Source organism: Bacillus sp. FSL K6-2944, from assembly GCF_038005385.1.
Classification (GTDB): domain Bacteria; phylum Bacillota; class Bacilli; order Bacillales; family Bacillaceae_G; genus Bacillus_A; species Bacillus_A cereus.
In genome coordinates this window covers 1-21,813 of sequence record NZ_JBBOTE010000002.1, presented here as the reverse complement: position 1 = coordinate 21,813, position 21,813 = coordinate 1, and the positions used below count along the sequence as shown (strand labels likewise).

The following is a 21,813-nucleotide window of genomic DNA, read 5'->3' as shown; positions in this document are numbered from 1 at the left end:
ACCCCAGCGATTAATGAGATAAACGCTTCTCCCACTCTTTTACCTTTTCAATTGTTACATCTAATTTTTTAGCTATTTCTTCTACACTCATTCCTTTAAAGAGCATTCCAGCTGCCGAAAGTGCTTTATCAATTTCTTCTTGCTTCTCTTGCTCATATAAACGACCTACTTTTGTCATCCGTAACCACTCCTTTACCTTTTTATATGCCTTCTTCTATTTTATCATCCAATCTCCACAAACCGCCCAAACTCCTTCAAAAACCTCAGCTTAAAACTCCCCACAGGCCCATTCCGGTGCTTCGCCACATGAATCTCCGTCATCTCTTTCTGCACTGTTTCCTTATCGTAATAATCCTCTCGATACATAAGCATAATGACATCCGCATCTTGCTCAATTTGTCCGGTCTCTCTTAAATCTGATAAAAGCGGACGCTTATCTTGCCGCGACTCTACAGAACGAGATAACTGTGATAACGCTACTACACAAACATTTAACTCACGTGCTAATAACTTAAGCTTACGAGAAATCTCACTAATTTCTTGAAATCGATTGCCCTTATGCTTCGGATCGCCCGTAATAAGCTGCAAGTAATCTACAATAATTAAAATCTTTTTATCACCGTGCTTCCTCTTTAACTTACGAGTTTGCATCCAAATATCTTGTACCGTAACGCCTGCATTGTCGTAAATCTCAAATGGCAACTCACCAATCTCCGCAAACGCCTTACTTACCTTCTCCCAATCTTCCATCGCAAAACGATGCTTCGGATTTTTCAGCCTACCTCCTGACACTTCACCTACGCAAGATGCCATCCTTTTTAACAATTGCTTACTACTCATCTCTAACGAAAACAATCCAACCGCCACTCCAGACTTCGCCGCATGCAGTCCAACATTAAGCGCAAACGCAGTCTTCCCCATAGAAGGGCGCGCACCAAGAACGACAAAATCACCTTCCTGCAATCCGCACGTCATTTTATTTAACGATGTATAACCAGTCTCAATACCAGTAATCTCTTTCACATCTTGATGAAATTCCTCATACAAATCAACTAATGCATCCTTCAAATCAAACTCACATACAGAGTCTTTTTCCTCTAACTCACAAAGTGCCGTAATCGTCTCACCGATAACTTTCTCACTCTTCTCCGCAATAAGACGCTCTCCCATCTTGTGCCCAAGAACACCAGCCTGATACATTTTCCAGGCACCTCGAACAAGCCCCTCATAATATGAGAAGTTGCTAGTAGTAGGCACACCATCCATTAACCCTATAAAATACTCCATTCCCCCGATCCCCTTCAAAAAATTCGGATCCACTCTAGAAGTGAACGTCACAAGGTCAATCGGTTGCCCCTCTCCTTCCATCTTTCTCATTAACTGAAATATAGACTTATGCACCGGCATCGAAAAATACTGCTCCGTCAAACGGCACTCCTTAATAAGCTCTCCATCAAGTAGTAGAGAACCTAACACCGTCTTTTCCGCCTCCACATTTTGAATACTCATGGCCGCCACCCGCGCTCCGCTAAAAAGCGCTGCAACTCTTCCTCAGATGGCGCATTCTTCTCCCACTCCTCACACCTCGCCAAAAACTCCTCCGTCTCCCCCGTACTAACAGACGACTCCTTCTTCCGAAACTTAGCCGTATCTGCCTCAACCTCACACACTTTCGTAAACCCTTTCCCGTGCCAGCCTCTCAAAATGCCCTTCACATAAGCAACCGTCCGCTTATTATTCTCAAACGCAATTTGAAGCGCCTTCAACACAAGCTCCTCTGACAAATCTTCCATCCACGCACTCAGTTCCTCCACCGCAAAAGGAGACAAACTACCGAAATGTTGCTCATAAAAAGAAAACACGCGACTTCCCGTTTCTTCCTCTACAACCTCTTCTTCCTCTGTCTCCTCACAAATCGGCTCAACATCATCCACAGCCGAATCATCAGGCATACCGAAATGTGCTAAAAGCATCGGAACATTCAGCTCTTCCTCAGCGCACTTCTGAAGAAACATATGTACAAACTCCTTATTCTTCACACCCTTAAGCTCACGAAGCACACACTTCTCCACATTCGTATTCGTCACAGGATTATAACGAAGCCAATTCAAAACGAATAGCTCCCGAGTATCCGCATCATAAAGAATCTTCCCATAATCAATGAAGCGCTGCACAAGCTTATCAACAGTCTCCCGATTATAACCTGTCTCCATCTCAGCTAACCGCTTCGGAAAAGGAAAAATCCCACACTGCGTCGTCTTCGAACAAGTTAACAAATAAACATAAAAATACCGCTCCTCTGGTGTCAAATCCAAAACAAAATCATCCTGCCAAAAATTCACCTGCACATTACGATACACCGCCATCAAAGTTCCTCCCGTCTCCGTTCAAAAGTAAAAGCCCCTTCATAATATATATGGGAGACTGAGCGGGTTTTTGGCGTGTTATTTTTAAAAATTTTTTGACTACTACTACGGTGTTTGTTGGTGTTTTTGTTTTTGTTATGTTTTTTCTTAGTGATTTATTACTTGGTAGGGGCTTGTAAGGGGCTTAGGAGGGGCTAGTTATCGGTTACTTCGATTAGGAAGACTCGATCTGAGAAGCCACCTCGTTCTTCTGCTTTCTTTTTACGGATGTTGTTGATTTCTTCTAGTGTTGTGCCTTCGTGTTCGGCTAGGGCGTTGATTAGTTCTAGGAGGTCGGATAGTTCTTCGAGTTTAAGTAACAAACATGCTTAGTACAAAATAAAAATAACCAATATCGTAACAAAGTATATACGCAGTTTTACATAGAGAAACAAATATGCTAGCTACTAGGCTACGCCCACCTCTCATCATTACGATGTTCTGGACGCATAAGTCATACTTTTAGATATTCTATACCAATATCGCTCCACACTTACCCCAAAAATAACCATCGATGTAGGTAGTGCTTAAACACGAAAATCCCTTTTTAATTACTAGACAAAACTAGTAATTAAAAAGGGATTTAATACACTACTACATTATTAAATATATCCTCTGCCTATCACTTACTAAATCCAAATAAAAAATTATCTAATAATCATTATATATTTGATAATATTTAAAATTATTCATTTCTTTTGGTCTTTAAGCGACGTAAAAGGTATTTATTTCGAATACTTTTCAACTTAGCAACATCTTGACTACTTAACTCATTAAGAACTATTTTATCCACAAAATCAACTATATCTTCAAAACTACAATTTCGCCTAAACATAGTATCCAATAGTTCAAAATCATTTCTGCTAACTTTTTTATAAGGCATACTTAATGATTTAAATTCACTAGGTACTAACTCGCCTACACCTCCACCATAAAAACGACCTTGAAATTCACATAAAGTCATAGTAAGTGAATTATAAAAACAAAAAGCAACAGATGGTGCATCAAAATTTTCGTCAAGCCTAATATTATATGCAATGTCAGTCGTATAAACTGCCGCCTCATTAACCATTATTCTCGGTAACATATTATACCTCTTAAAAAACATTAAATTCCCAGAAGCTATAACAGGAACATCATACCATCGTTTCCTAATAGAGCATTTATATCTTTCATGAATCCCCTTCACTCTCCGCATTTAACAACCCTAAAACCTCCCTAAACAACACCGCCCCTCTCCCAACAACCAACTCCAAAGCAACTTCCTTAACACGTCCATCTCTCCTAACCATAACAACCTCATCCTCATAATCAACCCAAATCTGAACATCCTCCACGTAATAACTCTTAACTGAAGACGCCTCATCTAAATTGTTATGATCCAGCTCAACCTTAACTTGCTTCGTAAAACGACGCAGCGTTTTCCAAAGAATTCGTTCTTCTTTTGATTTCATAAAGATTTCTGGAAGTTCTTGTACTTCTTTTAATAACGACATAGTTGTTATTGTGTATATTTGAATGCCATATCCTACTGGGCGGATGAGGTGGTCTAGTTTTTTCCATGGCTCTAGTTCGAAATGTACATATTCATCGTTTTGTTGCATTTGAATATGCTTGATTTTGGCGACGTATTGAATTCCACCTTTTTCTCCGTTCCATTTTTTCGGTGCATATAATGCTATGTACTTTGCTTCTTGCCATCCTGGTTTTAGTTGTGTGACTGGTAGCTGATATAAGCCATTCTTTCTATATGTTTCATAGTCATTTTCAGTTTTCACACTGCCCACTAATACTATTTCTTCTAGTGAGGAGTGCCATTCTTCTTTTGTTCCTCTTGGGAGGATGCCTTCTCTTATAATTTCTTCTGGGCTTTTTTCAATGAGATGATCTAGAAACTGTTCAACTAGTCTTGTTGCATTTGGTAAGAACGGGAAGCCACCGATATTTACTTTTTCGATACTTTTATAAAATAGATGGTTCTCGTACGCTTCCTCTTGGTTCCACGGGAATAATACGTATGCTCCGTAAGCTGTTCGTTCAAAGGGCCCTTCTTGTTCTACTACTAATGCATCTCTGTAGCGGTGCATTGTATTAATGTCTTCTTCCATTGGGCCAGGGGCGCCATACTTCCTTTTATAATGAGAGCTTTCAGCAAAATCAATTCGGTATTTCGCATCAAAAATGTATTGATATTGATAGTTCTTTCCCTTTTTCTCAATAGCGAGCATCGTATCTGGCTTTTGTGTAACTGTTGGCAGTCCATCGTTTCTTTTCTGGAAGTAAAGTTCTAGTACCTCGTCCGTTTCCGGATGTTTGAACGTTCTTTTCGCGGTTTTACTTTCATCAAGTGTTACATATAAACCATCTTGTTTAACTTGGATAACATCTTGATGGAGCGGTATATATTTTTTAGATAGAATTTGTCCAAGTTTTAAATACGTCCAATATTCGTATAATCTAGCTACATCTTTTACCGACATTTTGAAAATTTGCCCTCGTAATGTTAAACCTCGAGATAGCATTAAGAAGATTTGATACGCATCTCTATAGCCTGCAGCCATTTGGATAACAAGTGAAAAGACTGAGCGATCTAATTTTCCGATTCCTCTCCAAAATGGATCGTTCAATTCATTTTTCATTCGATACTTCATATTTTTTACACGCTCTAGCAAATCTTCATCAGTTACACCACGTGTATATCTAGACTTTGGCTCTAGCGCCTTAAGTAAATCATCTATTTTATGTACGACTCTTTGAATCATCCATTTAACAAATCGATTTTCCAGAGTATCATAAGAAACTTCCTTATAAGCTGTAATCCCTTTAGTCGGTATATTGTTTTCTCCTTGGAGTAAGTGTGGTCGCTTTCGCAAATAGTTCATTCCGACAGAATCCAATTTACGAATTTTTTCTCCTCTTACAAGTTGATGTCTAGTCATAAGCGTATGATGCGGTTGTCTTTTTATATGAGAGATCGACTTCATAAATCGCTCAAAGGAATCATTTAAAATACGATAGAATTCACTCTTCGATGGATTTGTAGCGTAAATTGCAGAAGCTCCTAAGTAAGTTCTTTTTAGTAAATGAAATGCTAAATTATAAATTTCATCATTTACTTCATCTAATAAGGCTCTGTAATCATCCTTATAATCAAGTTTTGCCGGGAAAACTTCAAATGTAACAGTTAATAAAGTATCTTGATCATCTTTAATTTCAAACGTTGTATTTCCTACTTCATTCGGAAATGAAAGGTTCCCCATTAACACATGAAGCGACCCCATTTGAATAGAACTAACTTGTTTTCGAAAACCCGGATGTTCATGATAAAAAGACAGCTGCTTGTTATTTTTCGGAACAACAACAAGTTGATAACTCCTATTTTCAAAAAAGATTGGTGGGTGTTCGTTCCATTTATCCAATCTCTTCAATCTCGCATCAAATACAGAAATGGATTCCGTCTTCCCATCTACATGAAAATACATCATTTCATCCGCTTTCATAGCGTGATATTCTTTTAAACTCTCGTATTTTTCATGATAAGGATTTCCCTTAATCGTCAATGATAGCTCCTCTGTTTCAATCTTAACTAGCTCTATTTCATTATTAGATCCAGAAAGAGATGAAACCATCATACTCGAACCTCCTTAACATATGAGACAACTTGTTAGCAGAACGAGGATATTTAGCATATGAAGCATCATTGTTGCCACTATCATATTCCTCATTTGCACATAATATATACAACTGCTTTAATACCTCTTCTGTTCTTCCATCGCTACCTGCAAGACGTGGTAAAATCTTTTGATATATTTGATAATCAAGTGCTTCATCAAACGATAATAACTTTCCTTTTTCGTTGTATGCCATATAGAAACAAATTTCATCTCGTATACGATATCCAACTTGAGCCCCAACTGATTCCAGTGATTTATTTATTTCTATTAAAATAGTCGATATATTTCTCACAAGGTCTTCATTTTCTTTAAAGCATTCTTTTAAATGAAGATACTCGGTTGCTAAAGAGCTATTAGAAACAACTTCAGCTTCCTTCTCTTCTATATCCATTAAGAAATTAAAATAATCTAAGTTAACGGTATTAAACTCAATTGTATTCGCACGATCTAATACTTTCTTACTTAAAGGATGTGTCGTTTCGTCCATGTTTACCGTTCCGATAATATATACATTTGATGGGATAGTAATGTGCTTATTCGTAATTGATTCTGGAAGTACTGGTGACGTAACAATTTTTCCATCTTTCCATTTACGACTCTCAATTACACTTAAGAAATCACTAAAATAGTATTCCACTCGGGCTAAGTTCATCTCGTCCAATACTACAAAATAAGGCCTATTTGGGTTTGCATTTGCATTTTCAAGAACTTTAATTAACGGTCTTTCTTGAAACTCCCCTTGGAGGTTCACATAACCAAGCAAATCAGAACTGTCACTCCAATCCGGCCGAACCGGAATAAGCGTAAATTGTCCATTCTCTTCCGTAGCCCCTAAACTCTCCGCAAACCACTGAACAATTTTCGTTTTCCCTGTACCTGAAATACCTGATAAAATTACAAATGGCTTTGTTTTTAATGAAAGGAAGAAATTAATAAGATCCTTTTTCTCATAAAAGAAACCTTTACTTTGAATATAAGAAGACACATGATCGATAATTGATTGTTGATCTAGATACACTTCTTTTCTCTCATAGATCATTTCATATTTCGTTCCTTTCTCTTTATAAGCTATGAATCCCTCATAATAGCGAAGCATTCCTTCTAGATCCTCTACTAACTCTTTTTCACTTGGCATTTTATTAGCATCATACGCAATATAAGCCGCTGTTGAATTCGCATATCCTTTTGCTTTTGAACTTGTTCCTAGGAAAATCTCATCATCTTTTTTCACCTTTTGGGACATATGTATTTGTTCACGAATCTCTTCTTTAATTTTTTGCATCTCTTCTTTAGTTGTTTCTGTTACACCTTGTCCAATGGTCAAATACAATCGTTGCATATCTTCGCTAAATAAATAGACGATATAATATCCTCTCTGTGTCGATGTTGTAATATCTCTATGCATTAGCGCAATCCACGGAACTGTTGCCCAATTCCCTTTCCCCACTGACCCTATCACACTGTACTGCTTCTCATTTATAAATGGTAAACGAATGATTTCTGTTGCTATATCATTTCGGACTGTTAATCCTAATTTATGTCCTGCAAATTTTTCTGTTTTTGCATCCAAATATTCTTTCAGTATCTTTAAAAAGCCTTCACGTAAACTACTACTCATATTACCGCCCTTTTCTTCACTCTTTTTTATGTATTGTTCGGCTGGAATCCATTCAGCATTAATTATTTCCAATTTCTCAGACCACATTAAGAGATTATGCGTACGCTCTTTCGCTAATGATTTTAGCATTAAATTATCTCCTCTAGAGTTTCGGACGATTGTCATCGCTAAATCCACTAAAGTAGCCTTCTTGGCAGCCCTCGGATACACTCTTAAAAGATTAAGTACAAACAGAGCAATTTGAAAATACTCCTGCTTTAAAACTAGCTTTCGAATAACATCATTCTTACTCTTTTCTCCAATGTATTCATTTAATAAAGACGTATCAATATCATGATTATCATTTAAAAATCCCAGTAACCTTAAATCTTGTCTTCCTTTAGATTTAACTCTATACAAATTACCACTAATGTGATCACTTAAATTTTTCGGATCGTACGTATCGTTTATTACCTCTTCCAAAAATCCAACAACTTTATGATACTGCTCACATGGTAAATTATCAGTTTGGAACTCTTTAAATGTAATAGCCCCCGATTCCCTCACATCCACAAATGGAAGGTGTGAAAAGAATGCTACTAAGAAAGTATTACATTCACTCACTTGTCCGAAATCCTCACTCTTTACCGTTCGCATAGCGATAAGCTTTCCCCAAGCATTCTTAAGAAGCTCAAAACTCACGTTAAAATAAGATGGTGCTTCTTCTTCCTTTGCATATTGTCCACTTGAAGTTTTAGTTTGAACATCTAATCCTTTATCATCCTTGTTTATAATCCAATAAGTTTTATCACCATTTATATCTTCAGCCTGCTTCATTGATTTAGCCAATTCAATTATGAGTTGCTCTAACATTTTCATCCCCACCGTTACAATTAATTACAATTACTACTATTTTACCAAACTATGTATAAAAGAAAGTAATCTTTTATACATAGGTACGTTTCATCCTCTAAGAAATTTAATTTTTGTTAAGAAATAATAAATTTCCAAATTTTATTATTTCTCTATTCGTTATACAATATAAAATATAAATATTTCCAACAAATTTTATATCTGTATAGATAAATGAAAGGATTGAAGGAAGAGGTATGGCATTCATTGATGAACAAAACTTTATCGTGACTGAGCAGTTTGGAAAAAGCGGAGAAACGGGGGAGCTAAAAGTTTGGGAAGCAGTACGACAGGCTTTTAGCTCCCGAGAATGCTTAGGTTACTGGAAGTACCCTATATTTTCAAAATCCGGGCATGGTAGAAAAGAACCTGATATTCTCATTGCAGATCGAAATCTCGGTTTAGTGGTTATAGAAGTAAAATCAATTCACATTAATCAAGTCAAAAAATTAAATGGACACCGTTGGGAATTCGAAAATTTTTACACAAAATATGGAAATCCCTACGAACAAGCAGAAGATCAATTATACGCACTTTTAAATAATTGTAATGCATTCCCAGAAATCAGAAATAAAATCACAGGTAGAGTATTAGTTGCATTACCCTATATAACAGAAGCCGAATGGAAAAGTAAGGGATTCGATCGTTTGCCATCTTGTCCTCCAATTATTTTTAAAGATCAATTAGGAAAAGCTAGCTTATTAAATAAAATCGAATCTACTTATGTTACGCAATCGGGGGAAGAACTAATCGAAGAACGTTGGGAACTACTTTTATCTATATTAAGTGGTGCGCCTCTACATATAAAACAAGAAAGAAAAATCATTGGACATGAGCATAGTCGTTCTGCTGTGATTGCAGCATTAAATAAAAGCCTTTACGAATTTGATTTAAAGCAAGAAAGAGCAGGAAAAACTATTCCACCAGGAGCACAGCGCATTCGTGGTATCGCGGGATCCGGAAAAACCGTTTTACTTGCTCAAAAAGCAGCACATATGCATTTAAAACACCCAGATTGGGATATCGCACTTGTTTTCTTTACAAGAAGTCTTTACGATTCGTTCATTGCACAAGTAGACAAGTGGTTACGCCATTTTAGTAATGGAGAAACTTGTTATGATGAGATCGTAAAACGAAAAATCAAAGTTTTACATGCTTGGGGAGCAAAAGATCGTGAAGGTTTTTATCGTTTTCTATGTAGACGTCATGGAATAATACCTAAAAAACCATCAGATTTACCTTCAGGTTCTCCAAGTGAAAAGTTTGCCTATGCTTGCACTGACCTATTAAAAAATTCACATATCTACCCTGTCTTCGATGCCGTATTAATTGATGAAGCACAAGATTTAGTAGTAGGTGACCATGCTAAATATAATGGAAAACAACCTTTTTATTGGCTCGCCTTTCAATCACTCCATCCAATAAACGAAAGTGCTCCCTATGATCGCCGTTTAATATGGGCTTATGATGAAAGTCAAAGTCTAGATAGCCTAAAAGTTCCTACTTCCAAAGAACTTTTCGGTAATGATAAAAACTTTAGTAAAATGGTGAGCGGTCTTTATTCTGGAGGAATTAAAAAAAGTGAAATCATGCAACGTTGTTATCGTACGCTAGGCCCAATTCTTACTGCAGCACATGCAATTGGAATGGGACTATTACGAGATGAAGGAATGCTGCGTGGTTTAACAACTAGAAAAGATTGGGAAGGAATCGGTTATGAAGTACAGCAAGGTAGCTTTAGATCCGGTGAAGAAATTGTGCTACATCGCCCAAAGAAAAACTCTCCAAACCTTATTCCCTATCAATGGAAAGGTGATGTTTTACAATTTCAAACTTACGATTCCAGGGAAGCAGAACTTAACGCGCTTACAAAATCTATAAAAGAAAATATTGAGAATGATAAATTAAATCTTTCAAGAGACATTCTCATTATTACCCTAGGAGAAGGAAAAACACTACAAAAGGCCGTCTCTGAACATTTGATGAAAGCTGGCATAAATATCTATATTCCAGGTGCCTTAGAAAAAAATTATCTCTTCCCAAAATGGCCAAAGGAAAATCGTGATAAATTTTGGGAAGATGACGCTATTACGATTTCACAAATCCACCGTGCTAAAGGTAACGAAGCACATGTTATATACGTAGTTGGTTTTGATCTTATTGCATCTAAAGAAGACAATATCCAGCTTCGCAATCAGCTATTCGTTGCATTGACAAGAACACGTGGATGGGCTACTTTAACAGGAATTCAATCTACCTTGCCAATGTACGATGAAATGAGAAGAGTTATAGAAAGTGGCAACACCTTCAAATTTACTTTCAAACGACCTCCCATTCATAATGTAAACGAAGAAGAAGAGAACTATATTACAAATTGATAAGATAAGGAGCAGCTAATAAATGATAAGCAGCTCCTTATCACTTATTATTTAATCAAAATGGAGCTCTAGACAATCCTTTCTTTTCCAAAACGAATTTTTTCTGACTACTAGATAAACATTCCCAAATACTTTTTAGTTTCCATTCCTCTAACTGTAATAAGTCTTCCTGCTCCCTCTTTTTCTTAATAGTTAACTTAAAATGAGATTTATTAAAATCAATATCAGCTTTTCTAAGCCTCCATATTAATAAACTTAATTGCTTAGGAGTGAAAGCTTTTCTTTCTTTAAAATACTCAATAAAGTTTTCAATAATAAACTCATTATCTACTGAAGCCAATTTTACTAAAGTATTTAAGACGCTTTTTTCTTTCGCCTCTGTGACTAATTTATTTCTATCTTTATTCACTTTCTTTTTTGCATCTTCAGACGATAATTTAGTCCCCTCATCATTCACAACTACAATGTTAAACTTTTTAATACATTCTGACCCAATTAATAGTAGATTTCCATTTTGTTTGTTCACAATTTCAAATTGATATCTGATATTAGAATGATCGCATAAATGACATATTTCATCTGCAATTTCTACATCAAACATGTTCCCCTCATATGCCCATTCCCCCAAAGCCTTTTTTAAATTATATTTTTCGTTACTCACAGGAAAAATGTTTTTCTTAGCATTTTCTATCCAATTCATTCAACCACCCCATGTATTAATATTTGAATTAGTTTTAGATCCTCATGCTAGTATAAAAATATAAAACTCTATTCACCCTGGAATATATATCAAATTTTATACATCAATAATTTAATATTGTTCAGTTTCATATTTTATAATATTAGGTTCAAAAATATTCCTAACTTAACTCATGCGACAATTACAATTACTACCATTTTATCAAACTACATATATGTATAAAAGAAAAACCATACGTCATACCGTATGATTTACTAATTCCTATTATCCCCCACTAACTCCCCATACTCCTGACTACTCTGCTCAAGAAATATCATACTCTCCCCACTATCCTTATAATAAGAATTCCAACCCCGCTCCCTCAAAATCCCCTTCCAACTATCACTCTCCACCATCCTCTTAATCACATCATCCCAATAAGCAACCTCTTCCTCCGTCATATCTTTCGGGCCCATAATTCCTTTCCAGTGCTGGAATATGACGTCGATTCCTTGTTCTTTCCATGTTGGGATTTGTGGTAGTCGGTCTAGTCGTTTTGGTGCGGATACGGCTAGTATTTTTATTTTGCCGGCTTTGTATTGTTTTTCGGCTTCGGATAAGGTCATGGTTGCAGCGTTTATTTGTTTGTTCGTTAGGGCGTTTATGATTTTTTCTTTGTTTTCGTAGACGAAGAATTGTAGTTCGGCTGGGTTTATGCCGAAGGCTTTGCTTACTTGTACGAAGGATAGGTGATCGTCGTTTCCTAGGCCGGGGGCAACACCGATTTTGAAGTTTTTCTTGTCTTGTTTTAGTTGTTTCATTAGTTCGTTTGCGTTATCTATGGTGCTGTCTTTTGATACGACAACGACTTCCCAGTCCGATGCGAGTGTTGCGAGCGGGGTGAAGTCTTTATATGTTAGTTTACTGTGGCCTAGTAGGTTGTTCGTTATGAGTAAGCTTGAGTTAATCGCCAGTACGTGACCGCCTTTTTGTTTCGTATATTTCCATCCGACATCACCGCTGCCACCTACTTTGTTTGTGACTGTGATTGGTTTTGTGAAGATTTTTTCTTCTGTTAGTGTTTTTTGCATTGCTCGTGCTGTTAAGTCCCATCCTGCTCCTTGAACGTTTGGCGCAACGATTTCTAATTTGTCGATGTTCACTGTATTCGTATGGGATTTTTCCGAGGAACAACCAGCTATTACTATTACTCCTGTCATGATCCATATACATAGTAATAATCGTTTTTTCATAGTCCTCTTCCTATTCGGTATTTTCGTTCTGGTCGTCCGATAATGCCGTATGTGTACTCTACTGTGCATTCGCCGGTCGCTACTAAGTATTCTAAATATCTTCTTGCGGTTGTTCTGGAGGCCCCCATTTGTTCTCCCATTTCTTCTATTGTAATGCCCTCTTCAAATCCTTTTATAATGCCTTTCACTTTTTGCAGTGTTAACGGATCCACACCTGTCGGTAAGTTTTTTATGTCTTGTGTTTGCGAAGTCCCGAAGAAGTTATCGATGAGTGCTTGATTTACTTCATTGTTACTATGTAATAGTTGCTTCTTTCTTTTATAGTCTTCAATGGTGCGAACGAATTTTTCTAACGTGACCGGTTTTATAAGGTAGTTGCTTACGCCATTTCGAATTGCTTTTTCTAGCATATAGTTTTCATTCGCCGCCGTTACCATAATGACGTCAACGCTTGGAAAGTCAGCATGAATTTTTGGCAATAAGTCTGTTCCAATTCCATCTGGTAAGTAATTATCTAATAGAAGCAAATCGATTTCTTCCCTTTGTAGTAGTTCCATCGTTTCTTTTGCGTTTAATGCTTTTCCGATCACTTTTACATCCTTTATTTTTAATAAAAACTCTTCCTGAACTTGCGCGACGCGGAAATCATCTTCTGCAATTGCAACCTTCAACATATGTCCATCCCCCTGTTTGTCATGTACTTTCTTTCAATGTTTTCGGAAGGTAAATTGTAAAAATAGCTCCCCCATTTTTCTCGTTTTGAATTTCAATTGTTCCCTCTAGTAGATCTACCATTTCTTTCACATTCGCTAGCCCGTAACCCCGATTATTTCCTTTCATTGAAAATCCTTTTTGAAAAATGGTCGTTATTTTTTCTGCCGGTATCCCTATCCCGCTATCTATCACTTCAAATACAATATCGTGTCCAATATCCGTAACAAAGAAGGAAACACTCTTTTCCTCTCGTTCACTCACCGCATCAAATGCATTGTCGATTATGTTTCCAAGAATCGTAATAAGGTGCGAAACTTTTATATGGTCTGGTAACGGATGCAGCGCACTATCTCCTTCAATATGAAAATCGATTTTCTTCTCAGATGCTGTTCCGATTTTTCCTAATAAAATTGCTTGTACTTTTGCATCATGAATTTGATGGAATAAAATATGGTTTTGACTTTGATGAATATTAGATTCTTGCTGAATGAATTCAATAGCTTCTTTATAATGCCCTAACTGCAATAAGCCGGATAAGACGAAGAGCTTATTTGTAAATTCATGTGTTTGAGCACGTAAGTCCTCAGAATACTTTCTTACCTCAGATATCGTATTCACTAAGTTTTGCAGTTCTGTTTTATCTCTAAAACTACATACAACGCCTACCGTACTATTATTTTCGAGTATCGGTGTCATGTTTAAAATAAACACTTTATCTTGAAACGCGATTTCTTGATCGTTTTCTAGCACTCTTTCCATATTAAATTCCGGTAAAACCTTTGAAATGTGCTGCTGTATATAATCATCATTTACATGAAGCATTTCTTCTGCCGACGTGTTCATCATCGTAATAAAACCGTTTTGATCAATAGCTATAATTCCTTCTTTTATAGATAGTAGTATCGCACTTCGTTCCCGGTATAACGCTGCGATTTCATTCGGCTCTAAACCGAGTGTATCTTTCCTGATGCTACGCGCTAAAAGAATGCCACCAACAATGCCGGCTAATAATACTGCTAATGAAAAGAGGATAATTTCTTTCGTTCTACTCAATATGTTAGATTCAATTCCTTTTATTGAAAACTCTACTGTCACAACGCCTACTACTTGATCGTAATCTCCGTTATGAACAATAATAGGTGCCTTCGCCATTAAAGCTGGACCATTTGTACCATTTCCTTCGATTGTATAATAGCCACCAAAAGTAAGTGCCTCATAGTTATACGGGTTGTTACTCTTTGTTCCAATCAACTCAGAATTAGAATGGGAATACATAACCCCATAGCGATCTTCTATAATGACGTAATCTGCACCAGCTTGCTCACGAACTTGTTCCGCAATAGATTGAATCGTACTTTTATGCTCGTTATTTTGAAAAGCATCTTTTATAGCAGGCATAAAAGAAAGAGATTTAGCCGTTTGCAGCGCTAACTGTTCTACTTGGCGCTTCGTATCAACGGACTGAATGTAAACAAATATTCCCGTTAATAGGAGAACGACAAATAAAATTAACGCGATAATTAAGCTTACTATTTTCGTTTGTAATGACACTTTGCGTGATTTTTTCATGCTTCATATCCTTTGATAAAATATTCAAAACTATCAATCTCCTTTTTCTATTATTATGACAAAACTGAAAATGAAGCAACTATAAAAACTCTCCATGTACATAAAGTACAAAAAGAATAAAATTGTCATAATATTGAGATTTTATTTAAAGGACAGTACAATTCAACTACAATGAACACGCTTTCATAATTATCATTTTATTACTAAGCAAGAGGAGGAATTAGTATGGCTCAAGTAAAATCTAATCGAGTCGCCGGCAATATTTTCAAAGGTTCTGTCGGTAATTTAATTGAATGGTACGACTGGTACGTTTACTCTGCTTTCGCTGTTTATTTTTCAGCAGAGTTCTTTCCTAAAGGCGATCCAACGAGTCAGTTACTGAACACAGCAGCTATTTTCGCAGTTGGATTTTTAATGCGCCCTATCGGAAGTTTATTAATGGGACGCTATGCGGATCGGCACGGACGCCGGGCAGCATTAACGCTTTCCATTACAGTTATGGCCGGTGGTTCTTTAATTATTGCCTGTACACCGAGTTACGAAAGTATCGGTATTATGGCCCCTATTATTTTAGTTCTTGCTCGTTTACTTCAAGGATTATCACTTGGCGGAGAGTACGGAACTTCCGCAACGTATTTATCTGAAATGGCTAGTAGTGGACGCCGTGGTTTTTATTCAAGCTTCCAATATGTAACGCTCGTTGCGGGACAGATGGTTGCGTTAGGCGTTCAAATTGTTCTTCAGCAATTACTAAGCGAACCAGATATGAAAGCTTGGGGATGGCGTATTCCATTCATTATTGGAGCGATGGGCGCAGTAGCTGTATTATGGCTTCGCCGTACGATGGATGAATCGGAGCAGTTTTCAAACATAAAATCACAAAAACGCGAAAGCGCAGGAACCGTTCGCGCGCTTATGAAACACCCGAAAGCAGTATTAACAGTAGTCGGCCTAACACTAGGAGGCACTGTTGCATTTTATACGTACACAACATATTTACAAAAGTTCATGGTAAACACAGTCGGCCTTCCGAAAGAAGTTGTAAGCTGGATTAACTTTGTCGCACTACTTATATTCGTCGTACTTCAACCAATTGCGGGGCTACTATCCGATAAAATTGGACGCCGCCCATTATTAATGGCATTCGGTATTCTCGGAACATTACTAACAGCACCGATCTTCTTCTTCATGGAAAAAACGACAGAACCAATCGTAGCATTTTTACTCATGATGGTCGGTCTCATTATCGTTACTGGTTACACTTCCATTAACGCAATTGTAAAAGCAGAACTCTTCCCAACTGAAATTCGCGCACTTGGCGTAGGTTTACCATATGCACTAACAGTTGCGATATTCGGCGGAACAGCTGAGTTCATCGCATTATGGCTAAAGAGTATCGGAATGGAATCACTCTTCTACTTCTACGTAGCTGGATGTATCGCGATCAGCTTTATTACGTATTGGCGTATGGATGAGTCATCGAAAACTTCGCAGATTGAGGCGGAGCTTGGTGGTGGGGATAAATTAGTTAATAATAAGTCTAGTTAAAATTATGTATTCTAGTATCTTCGTTTATTTGAAAAAGCATAATTCACTAATATGCAATTTAAAAACCTCTACTTATATGTAGAGGTTTTTGTATGACGAAAAAACACGTAGTTTCATTGTTATTTTACAAACCCAGCTTCTATTCGATATAGTGACAGCACATAATTTGAAGTTTAAATAACGATGTCTTGATAACCAACTTCTACAACTTGCTCATTTTCAAATTTCACCCCGACACCGTCCTCTTCCCAGGTACAATTGAATATTAATCCAACTCTTCTAATTCCATCTTCAAAATCTGGTAATATAATTAACCCAACAGGTTCCACCAATTTTCCTAGTTCTTGAATGGTTGTTATAATCGGCGCTATTTTATCAGCAGATTCATCACCTACCATATCTCTATATTCCATATATTCTTCTTTATAATACTCGAATATCGCTTGTTCAGCTTCTTTTGTAAGTTTGTTTATATCAGTAATGAACTTCCTATATGCTTCTTCTTGAACTTTAGGAATTAAATCATCTTCTTCTCCATCAATAGTTAAAGAAACTATTTTTTCCTGCCCAAAAATAGTTATCTTTTGTTGTCCGCTCCAATATAAATCGTGAACAATTTCACCAAATAATTCATGGTTTATTTTTTTCATAATTTTATTCTCCTGAATTTTTTCTCGATAACCAATTACGCCCATATTCCCCGAATAAAAAAAATAAACTCATGTTAAACTTTTCTTATTCTTTAGAAACACAGCTATTACATTTCCATTCTTATCAATAACTACTCTCAAATTGTTAATACGCCTTCAATTAGCTGTAGCACCAATAGATTCTTTGAAGGTTTGTCCGTAATAAATAACATGATTATAAATTTTAAAAATAAATGTTATAGTCACCCAAAATAAAAAGCGTGAGCTATTGGACCCACGCTTAAGAAGCATTTTAGTTTAAATGTTTTTATAAAAGTTAATTTTTTAGTTATTATTTTTACACATTTTTTGTGTTTTTCCCCAGACCTCTATTAAATTTCTAAATTCATAAGAAGCAAATAAATGATTAAAAGATTGTAACCCCTACTATAAGAAATACTATTATTACTAAAGGAAGAATGATAATCATAAAGGATATTATTATTGTTAATAATGCTTTCCATGCTGAGAATTGGTGTGCTTCTCCTAAACATTTTAAGGAAATAATGATTGTCCAAATTGCAATAACTATATCAATTATGGCAAAAATAATAAACAAAATCGTTAAAGTTATGCTACTATCCATTTTCGGTGTCTCACTCGTAAAGTTTTCTATCCCAAACAAGAAAAATGAAGGCACCCAAACTAATATAAGAGAGTAAACGTAAGGGATATAAGAATAGGCAACTGCGTAACGTGTTTTTTCAAAGGTACCTTGTCCACCAAGTTTTTTTGCCACCCAATTAAATAACGCTGGTAGCAAAAAATAATAAATTAAGAAAGCAACGAAGGTACCGAATATAACCATTGAGATTATTGAAACTGGACTACTTATTGAATCCCCCATATTTTTAGAAGATGCTCGATCTAAAGTCTGTACGAATGAGCCTAGTAAAATGAGTAAAAACACATTCTTTGGTTTGGATATAAAAATTTCTTTCATTGTATCACGTGGTTTTGTCCAAATGGAGAACCAAGGATTAAGCGCACGTTTAAATTGATTTTCTGGAGTTTCCATATAAAAAACATTCCCCTTTCTTAAAACATATTAAATGCAAATTCCTAATTATCCCAGTTATGTACATAGAAATATTAAAGCATAAATAGTCGATTATTTAAATATAAATATTCAATTATTTAATTTCATCTGAAACTCAGGCGGAGTGCTTCTTAGCAATTACCTCTATATTGTCTTGCATTTTTAACTATGGGCTGAGTAGTTACTTTCATTTTTGAGTACCTCACATTCTTTAATACATTGGATAAACAGTTATAATCTTATCATTAATAAGAACAAACCTAATTTCCATTCCTTCAGATGTTTTACCAGAATATAACCTTCCACCTATACATCTTTTATTGCTATAAGCCTCGTGAATGGCTTCCATAAGAAGAATGCAATTATACACTTGAAATGCAACAAATCCTCTTTAAAATCCTATACGTATTTTCCCTCCATCTTCTATATGCTTCCGTAAATAATAATACTTATGGAGTTCTATAATCATATAAAACAAAGCAAACGAAAACACTGTGCATGCACACATAAATACAATTACCCCCATCTGTTGTGTTGCAATGCTAAGAATTATATTAGCAATTAACTGCCCCGATCCAGCTGCAATAGCTGCTACTTTTACACCACCAGTTCCTTTCGACGACTTTGATTTTTTTCTTGGTTCCTGAAGTTTTTCAATATGATTTTTATAAAAATAATACAAAGCAACACCATACAAACCAACTGAAAAAATAAAATAGATAGGAGTTTGTAATTGTAACACTTCATAGGCATACTTTTGCGTTATAACCAATAATCCGACTGAACATATGGTGCCATATACTCCCCGAAATAGAGTGTATTGTAATTGTCGTTTCCGAGGATTGATAGCAATCCATATCGCCCACAAATTTAAAAAAATAACTGGAGGAGTTACTATATATACATAGAGTAATTGAAAAGGATTCGCAAAAGCAGGCAAGAGAACAAACACATCTGCCCCCAAAAGGACAAGGACAATTACTTGGACTCTTATTTCATTTACAGGATAAAGAGCCATATAATGTGCAAAAGCTTTCTTATTAAAATCTATACTTTTTTTCATGTTAATTAAACCACCCTGCTATTGTTCCGATCATTAAAAGTTTCATAGCTATTTATTCTCCTTTTTTCTAAATTTATCCATAATATTATGAGCAACTATATTCCATAGTAAAGAAAGTACGGTAACAAAAAGTACAGCTAAAGAAAAATAAATCCTATCCTTCCATGTATCATGTACAATCATGCCCAGTATAATCATTATTAACGCACCAACACATATAACTATTTTTGAAAATTTTTGCATTCTATTATCTCGCTTCCTTCTCAAACTTAAATGAAACTCCTGCGGAATCTATAACCATACCCACCTATTATAATCTCACCTTTGACACTTCTATCATAATCATCTAATACAGGTATATAATCACGTATCTTAATTTTAGTAATTTCCGCTTCATATGTTTGCAATACTATCAACGTTTCAAACGTCCTTTATACATTCCTTATTTAACCCAAAAATATTAAAATATGAATATTATAAAAATTAACTATCTACTTCCCATCAAAATTATGGTAATCCCATTAAACCTGGGGTTACCCCTTCTACCTTTGCCCATTCAAACGAGCACTCAACTAACATTTGATTCTTACACTTAATTTTTAATAAACCCTCTTCTTCTATCGTATTTATTTCAAAATAATCAATTATATTTTCTGTCCCTAAACCTTTTATTGTTAAATTATGAATAGTAAAGAAAGATATCTCTACATAAATTACATCCCACTTATTCCATCGCTTTGGCTTGTTTTCAACATTTTCCTTTGTCATCAATTGAATAACTAAAGTCGGACCATCTCTTTTAAGACGCACCTCTAATAACTCTGATTCTTTCAACTTTGGTATTTTCCCAAAAATACTAATTAACGCTTGTGGATTTAAAAATTTAAATTGATCAATCATTTTTATACTCCCTATTTATTATTTCTCTTCTCAAAATAATAATGATCCTCCATACCATCTACCTGTCCTGTTCTTGTATTGTATTCAGGTCTTACATTATGATGCGGTGGATGATCTCCAACTCCACCTTCTCCAAACTTATGACCCTCTGAATGATCTTGATTGACCTTTTACTTCATATGTAAATTCTCGAGTCATAATAGGCTGTTTATTATCATTTAATATCCTTTTACCATTACTATCTGTTAATGGTACCATCTTTTGACTAATCGGGTGTTGAAATCTAGATATATTTAATTGTCTTTTAATTTCTTTTAAACTAGCTCCCCTAGATTCATGAGAATTTCCCCCCTAAATCTTCTTAACTTTGAGATAATATTAAAAAGACTTATGCGTAATTCACATAAGTCTTACTTTTGTTACTCATAATTAATTATTATTTGTCTTCGCAATCACATAAGCTAGAAAACATTTCTTAAAATAATGAACCAATAATGCACCACTCTAAAAAAGAGAATTGATATCTATTAAATATAATAGTCAGGATTTTCATCCATTTTAATTAAAAATTCTTCTAAAGAATCCGCTATTTTCTCATCTTCAGAGTAAGTAGGACATTGACCTAATTCATTTTCCTCTTTAAATTTAATTGTTAAAAAGTTAAGTTCTGTTACTTCAAAAAACACTAATGAATCATCATCTAGGTTTGGATTATATTCATAAATATCTTGCCTTAAACGGAAATCTGCAACTGAAATCGGGTCCATAAATCTGTTGAAAAACGTTCTTGTATCAGACTTAAAAAACCACAACCTATTTCTTGATAAAAGCGTTTCAGTTCTTTTGGAAGTTCCATTTGTAATAAGCTTTCTGCCTCATCTATCTCATCTTGATATATAGGATAGAAAATAGGTTTTTGTTTAGAACGGACACTTCTGTCTGCTACAACATATTCTTTTAAAAAATTAAACATAATTTTTAATACCCCCCCTATTAAAGAAGGGTTATTTTTAACGCTTCCTCAAGCATTGTATTAAAATCATTATATGTGTTCATTACCGTACCTGATGGTTTATCAAGTTCTAAATAAGTACCGTCTGATAAGCTCTTACAAAACCACGCAATATTTGAATCGCCAAAGAAAAGATACTCTTTTTGAAATTCATTTTCATACCAAATCTTATTCGTGTCTATAAAGCCGCAAATATGTTCATCTTTTTTTGTTTCTAGTAAAGAAGAATCAACTCCGTAAAGTACCAGTCCATCAAAGTCTAAACCATTTACAGTTTTAAGAAACTCTTCGTATTCCCTCGGTAAATCAACATTAAATTTCTCTTTTACATGTTCTCTTAATCTTTGAACTTCAGTATCCGTTGCGGGTGTATTCAGCTTA

The 21,813-nt window shown here is 35.5% G+C and carries 17 protein-coding genes and 3 pseudogenes; 2 read left to right on the top strand and 18 right to left on the bottom strand.

Going from position 1 to position 21,813, the window contains the following annotated elements; all coding sequences use genetic code 11:
• Window positions 1-10: 10 nt before the first annotated feature.
• The 7 genes and pseudogenes from MHH55_RS21080 to MHH55_RS21050 form a co-directional block, all read right to left on the bottom strand.
• Entirely contained in the window at window positions 11-178 is a 168-nt protein-coding gene (locus tag MHH55_RS21080) for a hypothetical protein (protein ID WP_000169783.1), read from the bottom strand.
• A gap of 44 nt (window positions 179-222) precedes the next feature.
• A complete protein-coding gene (gene dnaB / locus MHH55_RS21075; protein ID WP_139362455.1) occupies window positions 223-1,509 on the bottom strand; it encodes a replicative DNA helicase in 1,287 nt (428 codons plus the stop codon).
• Window positions 1,506-2,366 (bottom strand): DnaD domain-containing protein, encoded by an 861-nt coding sequence (locus MHH55_RS21070; protein ID WP_078186834.1) that lies wholly within the window; start codon window positions 2,364-2,366, stop codon window positions 1,506-1,508. The genes dnaB and MHH55_RS21070 overlap by 4 nt, the downstream gene beginning before the upstream one ends.
• A gap of 194 nt (window positions 2,367-2,560) precedes the next feature.
• Window positions 2,561-2,719: pseudogene (locus MHH55_RS21065) on the bottom strand (nucleoside triphosphate pyrophosphohydrolase); the annotation flags it as partial.
• A 371-nt stretch (window positions 2,720-3,090) separates the two neighbouring features.
• Complete coding sequence (locus tag MHH55_RS21060) at window positions 3,091-3,603, bottom strand: hypothetical protein (RefSeq protein ID WP_438284846.1); 513 nt, start codon at window positions 3,601-3,603, stop codon at window positions 3,091-3,093.
• A complete protein-coding gene (locus tag MHH55_RS21055) occupies window positions 3,578-6,034 on the bottom strand; it encodes a DUF2357 domain-containing protein (protein WP_139362457.1) in 2,457 nt (818 codons plus the stop codon). Before MHH55_RS21055 ends, MHH55_RS21060 begins: the two co-directional genes overlap by 26 nt.
• A complete protein-coding gene (locus tag MHH55_RS21050) occupies window positions 6,009-8,549 on the bottom strand; it encodes an MrcB family domain-containing protein (protein ID WP_078186837.1) in 2,541 nt (846 codons plus the stop codon). Before MHH55_RS21050 ends, MHH55_RS21055 begins: the two co-directional genes overlap by 26 nt.
• A 236-nt stretch (window positions 8,550-8,785) precedes the next feature.
• Here MHH55_RS21050 and MHH55_RS21045 point away from each other — a divergent pair, with 236 nt between their 5' ends.
• Window positions 8,786-10,966 (top strand): DEAD/DEAH box helicase, encoded by a 2,181-nt coding sequence (locus tag MHH55_RS21045; RefSeq protein ID WP_078186838.1) that lies wholly within the window; start codon window positions 8,786-8,788, stop codon window positions 10,964-10,966.
• A gap of 55 nt (window positions 10,967-11,021) precedes the next feature.
• Here the strand turns inward: MHH55_RS21045 and MHH55_RS21040 are convergent, their stop codons facing one another.
• The 4 genes from MHH55_RS21040 to MHH55_RS21025 all read right to left on the bottom strand — a co-directional run bounded on the left by MHH55_RS21040 (window position 11,022) and on the right by MHH55_RS21025 (window position 15,181).
• On the bottom strand, window positions 11,022-11,666 hold the full coding sequence (locus MHH55_RS21040) for a hypothetical protein (RefSeq protein ID WP_001104030.1): 645 nt from the start codon (window positions 11,664-11,666) through the stop codon (window positions 11,022-11,024).
• A gap of 254 nt (window positions 11,667-11,920) precedes the next feature.
• A complete protein-coding gene (locus MHH55_RS21035; protein ID WP_078186839.1) occupies window positions 11,921-12,898 on the bottom strand; it encodes a tripartite tricarboxylate transporter substrate binding protein in 978 nt (325 codons plus the stop codon).
• Window positions 12,895-13,572: a response regulator gene (locus MHH55_RS21030; RefSeq protein ID WP_078186840.1), complete on the bottom strand. Its 678-nt coding sequence runs from the start codon at window positions 13,570-13,572 to the stop codon at window positions 12,895-12,897. Before MHH55_RS21030 ends, MHH55_RS21035 begins: the two co-directional genes overlap by 4 nt.
• Window positions 13,573-13,591: 19 nt before the next feature.
• Entirely contained in the window at window positions 13,592-15,181 is a 1,590-nt protein-coding gene (locus MHH55_RS21025; RefSeq protein ID WP_078186841.1) for an ATP-binding protein, read from the bottom strand.
• A gap of 225 nt (window positions 15,182-15,406) precedes the next feature.
• Here MHH55_RS21025 and MHH55_RS21020 point away from each other — a divergent pair, with 225 nt between their 5' ends.
• The gene (locus MHH55_RS21020; RefSeq protein WP_000079866.1) at window positions 15,407-16,729 is read left to right on the top strand and encodes an MFS transporter; all 1,323 of its coding nucleotides are present in this window, start codon (window positions 15,407-15,409) and stop codon (window positions 16,727-16,729) included.
• 173 nt (window positions 16,730-16,902) lie between these two features.
• Here the strand turns inward: MHH55_RS21020 and MHH55_RS21015 are convergent, their stop codons facing one another.
• The 7 genes and pseudogenes from MHH55_RS21015 to MHH55_RS20980 all read right to left on the bottom strand — a co-directional run.
• Entirely contained in the window at window positions 16,903-17,379 is a 477-nt protein-coding gene (locus MHH55_RS21015) for a DUF6985 domain-containing protein (protein WP_000723511.1), read from the bottom strand.
• 406 nt (window positions 17,380-17,785) lie between these two features.
• Window positions 17,786-18,436 (bottom strand): Yip1 family protein, encoded by a 651-nt coding sequence (locus tag MHH55_RS21010; RefSeq protein WP_000449723.1) that lies wholly within the window; start codon window positions 18,434-18,436, stop codon window positions 17,786-17,788.
• A 412-nt stretch (window positions 18,437-18,848) separates the two neighbouring features.
• On the bottom strand, window positions 18,849-19,520 hold the full coding sequence (locus MHH55_RS21000) for a hypothetical protein (RefSeq protein ID WP_071740881.1): 672 nt from the start codon (window positions 19,518-19,520) through the stop codon (window positions 18,849-18,851).
• A 507-nt stretch (window positions 19,521-20,027) separates the two neighbouring features.
• Window positions 20,028-20,420 carry an immunity 50 family protein gene (locus tag MHH55_RS20995; RefSeq protein WP_071740882.1) on the bottom strand — a complete coding sequence of 131 codons (393 nt, stop codon included), beginning with the start codon at window positions 20,418-20,420 and terminating at the stop codon, window positions 20,028-20,030.
• Between the two features lie 11 nt (window positions 20,421-20,431).
• Window positions 20,432-20,521: pseudogene (locus MHH55_RS20990) on the bottom strand (HNH/endonuclease VII fold putative polymorphic toxin); the annotation flags it as partial.
• Window positions 20,522-20,947: 426 nt separating this feature from the next.
• Window positions 20,948-21,393 (bottom strand): annotated as a pseudogene (locus MHH55_RS20985) (SMI1/KNR4 family protein).
• Between the two features lie 20 nt (window positions 21,394-21,413).
• Window positions 21,414-21,813: YrhA family protein (locus MHH55_RS20980; RefSeq protein WP_340881249.1), on the bottom strand; the 400-nt coding region annotated here is incomplete at its 5' end.

What these genes read in the sequence shown, in the direction of transcription:
- MHH55_RS21045 (WP_078186838.1), top strand. Translation starts at nt 8,786, where the DNA reads ATGGCATTCATTGATGAACAAAACTTTATCGTGACTGAGCAGTTTGGA.
- MHH55_RS21050 (WP_078186837.1), bottom strand. Translation starts at nt 8,549, where the DNA reads ATGTTAGAGCAACTCATAATTGAATTGGCTAAATCAATGAAGCAGGCT.
- MHH55_RS21080 (WP_000169783.1), bottom strand. Translation starts at nt 178, where the DNA reads ATGACAAAAGTAGGTCGTTTATATGAGCAAGAGAAGCAAGAAGAAATT.
- MHH55_RS21055 (WP_139362457.1), bottom strand. Translation starts at nt 6,034, where the DNA reads ATGGTTTCATCTCTTTCTGGATCTAATAATGAAATAGAGCTAGTTAAG.
- MHH55_RS21025 (WP_078186841.1), bottom strand. Translation starts at nt 15,181, where the DNA reads ATGAAAAAATCACGCAAAGTGTCATTACAAACGAAAATAGTAAGCTTA.
- MHH55_RS21040 (WP_001104030.1), bottom strand. Translation starts at nt 11,666, where the DNA reads ATGAATTGGATAGAAAATGCTAAGAAAAACATTTTTCCTGTGAGTAAC.
- MHH55_RS21010 (WP_000449723.1), bottom strand. Translation starts at nt 18,436, where the DNA reads ATGGAAACTCCAGAAAATCAATTTAAACGTGCGCTTAATCCTTGGTTC.
- dnaB (WP_139362455.1), bottom strand. Translation starts at nt 1,509, where the DNA reads ATGAGTATTCAAAATGTGGAGGCGGAAAAGACGGTGTTAGGTTCTCTA.
- MHH55_RS20995 (WP_071740882.1), bottom strand. Translation starts at nt 20,420, where the DNA reads ATGATTGATCAATTTAAATTTTTAAATCCACAAGCGTTAATTAGTATT.
- MHH55_RS21070 (WP_078186834.1), bottom strand. Translation starts at nt 2,366, where the DNA reads ATGGCGGTGTATCGTAATGTGCAGGTGAATTTTTGGCAGGATGATTTT.
- MHH55_RS21020 (WP_000079866.1), top strand. Translation starts at nt 15,407, where the DNA reads ATGGCTCAAGTAAAATCTAATCGAGTCGCCGGCAATATTTTCAAAGGT.
- MHH55_RS21030 (WP_078186840.1), bottom strand. Translation starts at nt 13,572, where the DNA reads ATGTTGAAGGTTGCAATTGCAGAAGATGATTTCCGCGTCGCGCAAGTT.
- MHH55_RS21035 (WP_078186839.1), bottom strand. Translation starts at nt 12,898, where the DNA reads ATGAAAAAACGATTATTACTATGTATATGGATCATGACAGGAGTAATA.
- MHH55_RS21015 (WP_000723511.1), bottom strand. Translation starts at nt 17,379, where the DNA reads ATGAAAAAAATAAACCATGAATTATTTGGTGAAATTGTTCACGATTTA.
- MHH55_RS21000 (WP_071740881.1), bottom strand. Translation starts at nt 19,520, where the DNA reads ATGAAAAAAAGTATAGATTTTAATAAGAAAGCTTTTGCACATTATATG.
- MHH55_RS21060 (WP_438284846.1), bottom strand. Translation starts at nt 3,603, where the DNA reads ATGCGGAGAGTGAAGGGGATTCATGAAAGATATAAATGCTCTATTAGG.